The sequence below is a fragment of the Geodermatophilus obscurus genome, assembly GCF_900143215.1.
Lineage (GTDB): Bacteria > Actinomycetota > Actinomycetes > Mycobacteriales > Geodermatophilaceae > Geodermatophilus > Geodermatophilus obscurus_A.
In genome coordinates this window covers 187,826-198,015 of the sequence record NZ_FRDM01000006.1, presented here as the reverse complement: position 1 = coordinate 198,015, position 10,190 = coordinate 187,826, and the positions used below count along the sequence as shown (strand labels likewise).

Genomic DNA, 10,190 nt, shown 5'->3' with positions numbered 1-10,190 from the left:
GCGGCCTCGGCGGTCGACAGGTGCCCGTGCCCACGCAGCCAGGAGCCCATGGACTTCAGCCCGTCGACCTCCGCGGCACCGGACACCTCGCACTCGCGCACCGTGCGGGCCACCTCGGCGGCCAGCCGGTTCTGCGCCACCAGCAGCGGACCCAGCCGGTCCAGCAGCGCCGGGCCGAACAACGGCGCCAGATCCTCGCCGGCGAGCGCGTCGAGGGCAGCCAACAGGTCGTCCACGACACCTCCCCACCGACTCGATCACCTGTTCGAAGCCTAGCGAGCCCGGGGACGTCACTCATCCCGAATCCGCAGCTCAATGGCTTGTCCACAGATCGACTGGGCCTCTTGACAGCCCGCAGCAGCCGATGCCAAACAGCCAGCAGACGCCTACTGCTGCCGCAGCGCCCAGCCCAGCGAGCGCACCGACTGCCCCAGCCGCGCTCGCGCCGTCCACGCCGAGCGCCCCTCCGGGCGCACGGCCCGCGCCACCGGCACGCTCGTCACCGGCTGCCGGGCCACCCCCACGGCGAGCACCACGCTCGGCGACCCCGATGCGAGCACGGCGGCCCGCACGGCAGGGCCGAGAGCCAGGAACGCGCCGGCGTCCGGGGGCAGGCCGGTCAGCCGCGCCGCCACCCGCCGGTGCAGCCCGCCGGTCACCCGCCGCAGCCACGACTCGTACGCCCCGCGCCGGCCGGCGAACACCGCCTCGGCGTCCCCCGCCGCCAGCCGGTCGAGCAGCAGCGGCACGGCCTCCGGCGGGTCCTGCAGGTCGGCGTCCAGGCACACCCACGCGTCGGCGTCCGGCTCGTCGGCCAGCCCCCGCCGCAGCGCGGCGTGCTGCCCGCCGTTGACGGACAGCACCGTCACCCCGACCCGCGGACCGGCCAGCGACCGGGCGACGTCGGCGCTCCCGGCGGGACACCCGTCGACCACCAGCCGCACCCACCAGTCCCGGTCGGCCAGCGCGACGCCCAGCCGGTCGACGAGCGCGGGGAGGGTCGCCGCGTTCCGGTACACCGGCACCACGACGGCGACGCGGGTCACGACAGCGCGGCCCAGGTGCGCGACAGGCCCTCGGCCAGGTCGACGGAGGCCCGCCAGCCCAGCAGCGACGCCGCCAGCGACGGGTCGCTCACCCAGCAGTCGGTATCCCAGTCCCGGCCCGGGTGCGCACCCGCCGCGACGGCGATCGGCCGGCCGGTCACCCGCGACGCCATCGACACCAGCTCCTCGGTCGAGGTCTGCACGCCGGTGCCGATGTTGAGCACCTGACCCGGCGGCAGGTCGTCGGCGAGCGCGGCCCGCACGCACGCCTCCACGACGTCGCCGACCCACACCCAGTCCCGCCGGCTCACCCGCTCCGGCAGCGGGACGACGGCGCCGGTGCGGGCGGCGTCGAGCACGACCGGCACCAGCCGGGGAGGGTGGTCGCCGGGCCCGTACACCTGGAACGCGCGCAGCACCGCCGAGCGCATCCCGCGCTCGGCCGCGGCGGCCTGCAGCAGCAGCGAGCCGGCCGCCTTGGTGGCGCCGAAGAACCCGCGCGGGCGCAGCGCGGCGTCCTCGGCCAGCGGGACCGGCGCGGCGGCGTACTCGGTCGACGACCCCAGCCGCACCACCGCCCGGCACCGGTCGGGCAGCGCGTCGACCAGCCACGGGCTGGTGTTGACCGCGACGGTGGCGGCCCGCTCCGCCGGCGTCGCCTTGCGCCGGGCAGCGGCCAGCGAGAAGACGACGTCCGGGTCGGCCACCCGCACGGCGGCCGCGGCGTCGTCCGGGGACGCCAGGTCGACCGAGGCGCGGGTCAGCGGGACGACGTCCCACCCGTCGCCGCGCAGCCGCGCGACCAGGTGCCGGCCGACGAAGCCGCCGGCACCGGTGACCAGTGCCCTCACGCCGGCTGTGCCACCGGCACGCCGGTCACCGCGGCGACGAAGGCGGCCCGGCGCTCGGCCACGTCGGCCGCGGTGGCGGTCTCCAGACCGGTGAGGACGTCGAGCAGCCGGGGCACCTCGACGAACGGGTCGCGCCCGGCCATGTCCGCGGTGAACGAGCGCCGCAGGAAGGTGAAGTCGGCGCCGAGGCGGACGAGCTCGGCGGCCAGCAGCCAGGCCGGCACCGGCGCGCCGGCCTCGGGCAGGGTCAGCCCGCCGACCCCGAACGGCCCGGGCACCGCCGCACGGACGGCGTCCACCGTGCCGTCGACCAGCGGCGTGAACAGCTGCTGCGCGCCGCGGTCGATGCGCAGGTCGTTGAGGCCCACGTACACCCGCGACAGCGGACGGCGGGCCAGCTCGTCCGCGCGCGCCACGCCGTCCTGCGTCTCGACCAGGATGCCCAGCCCGCAGCGACCGGCCACCAGGTCGAGGGTCCGGTCGACCTCCGCAGGCGTGCGCACCATCGGCAGGAACAGCTCGTCGGCGCCCCGGGCTACCGCGTCGTCCACCTCGGCCGGCGTCCACGGGCCGAAGCCGTTGATCCGGCACAGCAGCCGCCCGTCGGTGGCCGCGCGCATGCGGCTGAGGTCGGCGGGGGTGTCGCCGTTGATCTGGGTGCCCTCACCGAGCTGCCGGCGGTGCTTGCCACGCCGCTCCCAGTCCACGACGACCCCGGCCGCGCCCGCGGCGACCACGTCGGCACCCCAGCCGGGGTCGACCGTGAAGAGGAAGAGGTCCACGCCGGTGAGCTTAGGCACACCTAACTCGACGCGGGAACCCGACCCATCCGGGACCGGACCTCGTCCCCCGGGAACGGCAGTGCCGCGCCGAGGACGCCGACCGTCACGTCGTCCCCCACCGCCGGCAGGTCCCAGCCCTCCAGCCGCGCGCTGAACGCCATCCCGGAGGACAGCTCGAGGCGCACCCGGGCGTCGTGCCCGAAGAAGTCGACGGCGCGCACGCGGGCGCGCGGCCCGGATCCGGCCACCGGCCCGAGCCGCAGCTGCTCCGGGCGCAGCAGCACCCGCACCGGCCCGTCGGGACAGCTGCGCTCGAGGTCGAGCACGCCGAGGGCCGAGTGCGCCCGGCCGGCCCGGACGTCGGCGTCGAGCACCACGGACTCCCCCACGAAGGTCGCGACGTCGAGGTCGTGCGGGCTGCGGTAGAGCGTGCGGGGGTCGGCGAGCTGCACCAGCCGGCCGCCGCGCAGCACGGCCACCTGGTCGGCCATCGACAGCGCCTCGGCCTGGTCGTGGGTGACCAGGACGGCGGTGGCACCGGCCGCGGCCAGCGCGTCGGCCACCGCCTGCCGCGTCTCCTCCCGCAGCGACGCGTCGAGCGAGGAGAACGGCTCGTCGAGCAGCACCAGGGACGGCGCCGGTGCCAGCGCCCGGGCCAGCGCGACCCGCTGCTGCTGACCGCCGGACAGCTGGTGCGGCGAGCGCTGCGCGAGGGCGCCGTCCAGGCCGACGAGCTCCAGCAGCGACGCCACCCGGCCGGCGTCGCGGCGCTGCCGCCGGGGCAGGCCGAAGGCGACGTTGCCGGCGACCGACAGGTGCGGGAACAGCCCGCCCTCCTGCGGCACGAAGCCGATGTGCCGGCGTCGCGCGGCCACGCTGCGGCCGGGGCCGGCCACCAGGCGCCCGCCCACCTCGACGGTGCCGCGGTCGGGGTCGTCGAAGCCCGCGACCAGCCGCAGCAGCGTCGTCTTGCCGCACCCGGAGGGTCCGAGCAGCGCGGTGAAGCTGCCCTCGGGCACGTGCAGGTCCACCCCGGTCAGCACCGGCGTCGCGCCGTAGGACTTCGTCACGTCGATGACCGTCAGCGAGCTCATGGCAGCGGGTCCCGTCGGGGAGGGGAGGCAGGTCGGGGGATCACGTCGTCAGCCCCCGCCGGGCGTCGCGGGAGAGCAGCACGGTGGCCGGCGCCGAGAGCAGCACCATGACGACCGCGTACGGGGCGGCGGCGCCGTACTCCAGCGCGCTGCTGGCCGACCAGAAGGCGGTGGCCAGCGTCGTGGTGCCGATCGGTGCGAGCAGCAGCGTGGCGGTGAGCTCGGTGACCACCGCGAGGAACACCAGCGCCGCGCCCGCGCCGAGGCCGGGCGCCAGCAGCGGCAGGGTCACCCGGCGCAGCCGGTCCGCCGGTGAGGAACCCAGCGAGGCGGCGACGTCGTCGTAGAGCGGCGGCGCCTGCTCGACGGCGGCGCGCACCGTGACGATCGCGCGGGGCAGGAAGAGGATCGCGTAGGCGGCCAGCAGCACCGGCACCGTCTGGTAGATCCACGGCGTCACCTCGAGGGAGACGGTGACCAGCGCGAGGGCGATGACGATCGCCGGCACCGAGCTGCCCAGGTAGGTGCTGCGCTCCAGCAGCGTGGCCACCCGGCCTCGGGCCCGGACGGCGAGCCAGCCGGTGGGCAGCGCCATCGCGGTGGTGACGGCTGCTGCGACCGCGGCCAGCCCGAGCGTCGTGCCCGTGGTCTCCAGCAGCGCGGACCGGTCCAGCGCCGTCGACGAGCCGCGGACCATCCACAGCGCGAGGCTGCCCAGCGGCACGGCCAGCGACAGCGCGACCAGCCCGCCGAGGGCCAGCAACGCGGGGATCCCGAGGGCGCCCAGCCGGGCCGGCCGCCCGCCGCGGGCCACCCCGGCTCCGGTGCGGGCGTAGCCACGCACGCCGCGCAGCCGCAGCTCGGCCAGCAGCAGTCCCAGGCACAGCAGCAGCAGGACGCCGGCCAGCGCGGTCGCGCCGGGCCCGTTGAAGGTGGCGCGGTACTGGTCGTAGATGGCGGTGGTGAAGGTCGGGTAGCGCAGCATCTGCAGCGCGCCGAACTCGGCGAGCACGTGCAGCGCGACGAGCAGGCTGCCGCCGAGCAGCGCCACCCGCAGCTGCGGCAGCTGCACCCGCCGGAACACAGCGGGGCCGGACAGCCCGAGGCCGCGGGCGGTGTCCTCCAGGGCCGGGTCCAGGCCGCGGAAGGCGGCGACCACCGGCAGGTAGACGAAGGGGAAGTAGGACAGGGTCACGACCAGGAGCGCGCCGCCGTAGGTGTCCAGCCCCGGCAGCAGCGAGATCCAGGCGTAGCTGTTCACGAACGCCGGTACGGCCAGCGGCGCGACCAGCAGCACGTGCCACAGCCGCCGTCCCGGCAGCACCGAGCGCTCCACCAGCCAGGCCGCACCCACGCCGAGGACGGCGCACAGCAGCACGGTGCCGCCGACCAGCCGTGCCGTGTTGCCCAGCAGCTCGGCCACCCGCGGGCGGAACACCAGCTCCCGCACGCCGGCCCAGCCGACGTCCGCCATCTCCGCGACGACGAAGCCGAGCGGCAGCAGCGCGAGCAGCGCGACCGCCGCCGCGAGCAGCAGGGTCAGCGGCGTGCGGCGCGTGCGCGACCGCCCCGGGACGGCCGGCCGGGCCGCCGTCCCGGGCGCGGCGGCCGGCGACGCGGGGGCGCTCAGAGCAGCCCCACGTCCTGCATGAGCTCGGTGACCTGCTGCTGGTCGAGGGAGCCCGGGTCGACCTGCGGCGCCTGCAGCTCCGCCAGCGGCGGCAGCACCTCCGCGGAGGGGACGCCGTTGCCGACGGCGTACTCCAGCGCGGTGCTCTCGGCCAGCCGCTGCTGCGCCGGCGGGGAGGTCAGGTAGGCGACCAGCCGCTGGGCCTGCTCGGGCTGGTCGGACGAGGCCAGGACACCGGCGCCGGAGACGCTGAGGAAGGCGCCCGGGTCGGAGTTGCGGAAGAAGTGCAGCTCGGCGTCGTCGCTCTTCAGGCCGTTCTCGGCGCGGTCCCGGTAGAAGTAGTAGTGGTACATGACGCCGGCGTCGATCTCGCCCTCGTCGGCGGCGACCATCACCGCGCTGTTGCTCGGGTACACGTTCGCGTTGCGCTGCAGCCCCTCCAGCCAGGCCCGGGTGGCCTCCTCGCCGCGCAGCGCCAGGACCCCGGCCACGATCGCCTGGAAGTCCGCGCCGCCCGCCGCGATGCCGATCCGGCCCTGCCACTCCGGGTCGGCGAGGTCGAGGATCGACGCCGGCAGCTGGTCGGCGGGCAGCTGCGCGGGGTTGTGGACCAGCACGGTGGAGCGGGCGGCGAAACCGGTCCAGTTGCCCGACGCGGGCCGGAACTGCGCGCCGACCTGGTCCAGCGTCGCCTGGTCCAGCGGGGCGAGCAGGCCCTCGCGGTCGAGGACGTCGATCGACGGGCTGTTCTCGGTGAGGAAGACGTCGGCCGGGCTGGCCTCGCCCTCCTGCACGATCTGGTTGGCCAGCTCCGCGTCGTTGGCGTCGCGGAACTCCAGCGCGATGCCGGTCTCCTGGGTGAAGCCCTCGAGCATCGTGCGCACCAGGCTCTCGTGCTGGGCGCTGTAGACCGTCAGCGTCTCCGCGGCCTCCGCGTCGTCCCCGCCGCAGCCGGCGAGTGCCCCGGCCGCCACCAGGGCGGTGAGCGCCGCGGCGGCGCTCCGCCCGAGCACCGCCCCGCCGAGCACGTGAGTTCTTCCGGGCACGTGGGCCTCCTCGCCGACGGATCGCCGGACCCCGCGCCCGGCCGGACCGCCCCGTGAGGCGGTGTCGTCCGGAAGACAGGTTAGGCACACCTGACTTGAAGGTGTACCACGGGTCGCGGCGGGGCGGGCAGGCCCGATCGGCTACAACTCCCGCATGACCGCTGCACCGCTCCGCATGCGCACGGCCCGCTTCGCCGAGCTCACCGGCGCCGAGGTCTACGGGCTGTGCCGGCTGCGGGTCGACGTCTTCGTCGTCGAGCAGCAGTGCCCCTATGCCGAGCTGGACGGCCGGGACCTCGAGCCGGCCACGGTGCACCTGTGGTTCGACGACGGCGGGGGCGGCGCCGCCGCGACGATCCGCGTGCTCGACGACGGCGGCACCCGAGCCATCGGCCGGGTCGCGACGGCGGCCGCGCACCGCGGCGAGGGGCTGGCGGCCCGGCTGATCGAGGCCGGGATCGCGCTGTGCGACGGCGTGCCGATCACGCTGGGCGCCCAGGCGCACCTGGAGGGCTGGTACGAGCGGTTCGGGTTCCGCCGCAGCGGCGCCGGCTACCTCGAGGACGGCATCCCGCACGTCCCGATGCGCCGCGACCCGACGGCCGGGGACCCGCCTGCCTCCCCGTGGCGGCCCCGTCCAGAGGCTCGCCGCGAGCCTCTGACGGCCCCCTTGCAGGGTCCCCGGCCCCGGCCCGGGGCCCGCACCGAGCCTGCGAGGGGTGGGGAGGACGGGGTCCTTCACCGAGTGGTGGGGGGCAAGGAGGTCCTTCAAGAGGAGGACGGGGTCCTTCCCCTGCTGCGGACGGCGGCCGACCGCCTGGAGGCCCTCGCCGCCCGGACGACGCCCGGGAACTGGCGGGCCGGGGGCCTGCTCGCCACCCGCCCCGAGGTGGTCGCGCACTCCCCCGACGGCGGCACCGAGCACGTGGCCGAGGCGCGTGCGGGGACCGGCGCGTGGATCGCGGCGCTCTCCCCCGCGCTGGCCGCGCCGCTCGCGGGCTGGCTGCGGGCGGCGGCGCACGGACCGGTCGACCCGGCGGCCGAGGCGTTCGCCCGGGCGCTGCTCGCCCGGCTGCCGTGAACCACTGCGGCCCCGCCCGGGGGTCGCCCTGCTGCGCGGGGTGGGGAGGACGAGGTACTGCTGCTCTCAGGCGTCCTCTCGGCGGCGGCCGGCCGCGCCCGGAGCCGCGTCGGACCGGCGGAGGACCTCACGTCCCGGGGAGGTGCCGAGCCGGTCGAGCAGGGCCGGGGCGATCCGCCCGACCTCGGGGAGCACGCCGTCGCTCTTGTGCACGTTGCTCGACCACACCGGTTCGGGGTGCGTGTCGACCCCCGCCGCGACGTCCTCGGCGGTGCGCAGCTTGGCGACCTTGTGCACGAGGACACCGAAGCCGATCTTGGCCACGACGTCGGCCGCGGAGTAGCCGACCTGCATGGCGGTGAACCACGCGGGGGTGACGTCGGCGAAGACGGGGATCGCGTAGACCAGCGGATAGACGCCGAAGCTGCTGAGCAGCACGATCGTGGCGTTCCGGAGGCTCACGGCCGCCTCGGGACCCATCGTCGGCAGTGACCGGCGCACCGCACCGATGAGCGCCACGTACAGGTAGGCGAAGAACACGGTGCTGATCAGCCCCCACACGACCAGGGCGACCCGGTCCCGGCCCTGGTCGAGCACCTGCGCCCCGAGGTAGCCGGTGACGATCATCAGGAAGGCCGCGGCCATGGTGCTGGAGCGCAACCGGCGTGCCGCGGCCCCGGTGAGCGAGCAGACGGCCAGCAGCTCGACGGTCAGCAGCGGCACCGTGATCGACCAGTCGATGTACCGGGTGCCCTCCGTGGTCCGCGCCTCCTCGTTCGGCACGTAGACGCCGTCCTCGAGCCGGAAGCCGCTGTCCCAGTCCAGGTACAGCAGCAGGTAGGCCACCGTCGCGATCGCGGCCAGGCAGAGGGCCGCGTACGACGAGGGCCGGTACCGGGCCGACACCTCGTCGCGGCTGGTCAGCGAGTACAGGAAGTAGGCCAGCAGCGCGAAGCCCGCGCCGAGGATCGCGAACTGCACCACGTCGTAGAGGCCCAGCGGCATGGTCTGCAGTTCTGGCACGGGCGGGTCGGTCGGGTCCACGGACCACTCCGGAGGCTCGGGGGCGGGCGGGCCCGTCCCCGGTACCCGGACGACCGCGCGGGGCAACCGGAACGAGCCGCTGCGAGATCGAGGGGGTCCGGCGCCCCCGTGGCGCCGGACACCGTCACTGTACGAGACCGCGATGTTCTGTTACCCACCGGTGGGCAGGCGGCTCCCCATCGGAACGGCCCGCCGTCAGGCCGGCTGCAGGGACGCCAGCCGGTCACCGGACGGGTCGTGCGCGCGGACGCTGCCGCGCGCGGCCGGCACCGGCGGACCGGCCTCGGTGCAGTCCCTCGACGACCCCGTGCGTTCCGCCCCGGTCCTCACCCGGGCGCGCAGCCGGCCGCACGGTCGAGCAGCAGGGTGCGCTCGCGCTCGTTGCGGGTGAGGCCGGCGGCCTGCTCGAACTCCGCCCGCGCCTCCGCCGTCCGGCCGAGCTGCAGCAGCAGATCACCCCGGGCGGCGGGCAGCAGGTGGTAGTCGCGCAGCGCCGGAACGGCGGTCAGCGCGTCGACGATCGCCAGGCCGGCCGCCGGGCCGTACGCCCGGGAGACGGCGACCGCGCGGTTGAGCTCGACCACCGGGGACGGCGCCAGCTCGGCCAGCGCCTCGTAGAGGGCGGCGATGCGCACCCAGTCGGTCTCCGCCGCGGTGCAGGCGCGGGCGTGGCAGGCGGCGATCGCGGCCTGCAACCCGTAGGGCCCCAGGCCCGCGCCGGTCTCCTCGGCCCGGCGCAGCGCGGTCAGCCCGCGACCGACGAGGACGTGGTCCCAGCGGCCCCGGTCCTGGTCGAGCAGCAGGACCGGGGCGCCGTCCGGGCCGGTGCGGGCCCGGATGCGGGAGGCCTGCAGTTCCATCAGGGCCACCAGGCCGTGCACCTCCGGCTCCCGCGGCGTCAGCTCGGCGAGGACGCGGCCGAGCCGCAGCGCCTCCGAGCACAGCTCCGGCCGGGTCCAGTGCCGGCCGGCGGTTGCCGCGTAGCCCTCGTTGAAGACCAGGTAGACGACCTCGAGCACCGAGGCGAGCCGGGCCGGGAGGTCGGCGGCGGTGGGCAGCTCGAAGGGCACGTGCGCCGCGGCGAGGGTGCGCTTGGCGCGGACGATCCGCTGGGCGACGGTCGACTCCGGGACGAGGAACGCCCGGGCGATCTCGACGGTGGTCAGGCCGCCGAGCAACCGGAGGGTCAGCGCTACCCGGGCCTCGCGGGAGAGCACCGGGTGGCAGGCGGTGAAGACCAGCCGCAGCAGGTCGTCCTCGACCACCTCGTCGAGCGCCTCCACCAGAGCGCCGGCCCAGTCGGGTTCCTCGGCCTCGACCAGCTCGCGGCCCAGCAGCGCGGTCTTGCGCTGCAGCCGCTCGCTCCGCCGGAAGACGTCGACCGCCCGGTGCTTGGCGGTGGCCATCAGCCAGGCGGCCGGCTTGTCGGGGACGCCGGTCTCCGGCCACCGCTCCAGCGCCGCCACCAGCGCGTCCTGGGCCAGCTCCTCGGCGAGGCCGACATCGCCGGTGACCCGGGCGAGGGCGGCGACGAGCTTGGCGGACTCGATCCGCCACACGGCCTCGACGACCCGGTGCGTCGTCGTCCGACAGCTTCCCGCCGCCCCGCCCGCCGC

At 76.2% G+C, this 10,190-nt stretch carries 9 protein-coding genes and 1 pseudogene; 1 reads left to right on the top strand and 9 read right to left on the bottom strand.

What is annotated here, in order from left to right; all coding sequences use genetic code 11:
- The 7 genes and pseudogenes from BUB17_RS08850 to BUB17_RS08820 form a co-directional block, all read right to left on the bottom strand.
- Window positions 1-236: pseudogene (locus tag BUB17_RS08850) on the bottom strand (endonuclease); the annotation flags it as partial.
- Window positions 237-386: 150 nt separating this feature from the next.
- Entirely contained in the window at window positions 387-1,046 is a 660-nt protein-coding gene (locus BUB17_RS08845; protein WP_072916573.1) for a glycosyltransferase, read from the bottom strand.
- Window positions 1,043-1,897 carry an NAD-dependent epimerase/dehydratase family protein gene (locus tag BUB17_RS08840; RefSeq protein WP_072916570.1) on the bottom strand — a complete coding sequence of 285 codons (855 nt, stop codon included), beginning with the start codon at window positions 1,895-1,897 and terminating at the stop codon, window positions 1,043-1,045. The genes BUB17_RS08845 and BUB17_RS08840 overlap by 4 nt, the downstream gene beginning before the upstream one ends.
- Window positions 1,894-2,679 (bottom strand): aldolase, encoded by a 786-nt coding sequence (locus BUB17_RS08835; RefSeq protein WP_244277073.1) that lies wholly within the window; start codon window positions 2,677-2,679, stop codon window positions 1,894-1,896. Before BUB17_RS08835 ends, BUB17_RS08840 begins: the two co-directional genes overlap by 4 nt.
- Before the next feature lie 20 nt (window positions 2,680-2,699).
- On the bottom strand, window positions 2,700-3,773 hold the full coding sequence (locus BUB17_RS08830) for an ABC transporter ATP-binding protein (RefSeq protein WP_072916564.1): 1,074 nt from the start codon (window positions 3,771-3,773) through the stop codon (window positions 2,700-2,702).
- Between the two features lie 40 nt (window positions 3,774-3,813).
- The gene (locus tag BUB17_RS08825; protein WP_244277071.1) at window positions 3,814-5,247 is read right to left on the bottom strand and encodes an ABC transporter permease; all 1,434 of its coding nucleotides are present in this window, start codon (window positions 5,245-5,247) and stop codon (window positions 3,814-3,816) included.
- 152 nt (window positions 5,248-5,399) lie between these two features.
- Entirely contained in the window at window positions 5,400-6,449 is a 1,050-nt protein-coding gene (locus tag BUB17_RS08820; protein WP_244277069.1) for an iron ABC transporter substrate-binding protein, read from the bottom strand.
- A 154-nt stretch (window positions 6,450-6,603) separates the two neighbouring features.
- Here BUB17_RS08820 and BUB17_RS27755 point away from each other — a divergent pair, with 154 nt between their 5' ends.
- Window positions 6,604-7,530 (top strand): GNAT family N-acetyltransferase, encoded by a 927-nt coding sequence (locus BUB17_RS27755; protein WP_244277067.1) that lies wholly within the window; start codon window positions 6,604-6,606, stop codon window positions 7,528-7,530.
- 66 nt (window positions 7,531-7,596) lie between these two features.
- On the opposite strand, the gene BUB17_RS08810 is transcribed toward BUB17_RS27755, so the two are convergent.
- Together BUB17_RS08810 and BUB17_RS08805 are read right to left on the bottom strand one after the other, a co-directional pair.
- On the bottom strand, window positions 7,597-8,553 hold the full coding sequence (locus BUB17_RS08810; RefSeq protein ID WP_208983347.1) for a bacteriorhodopsin: 957 nt from the start codon (window positions 8,551-8,553) through the stop codon (window positions 7,597-7,599).
- 347 nt (window positions 8,554-8,900) lie between these two features.
- Complete coding sequence (locus BUB17_RS08805; protein WP_244277065.1) at window positions 8,901-10,133, bottom strand: RNA polymerase sigma factor; 1,233 nt, start codon at window positions 10,131-10,133, stop codon at window positions 8,901-8,903.
- Window positions 10,134-10,190: the final 57 nt, after the last annotated feature.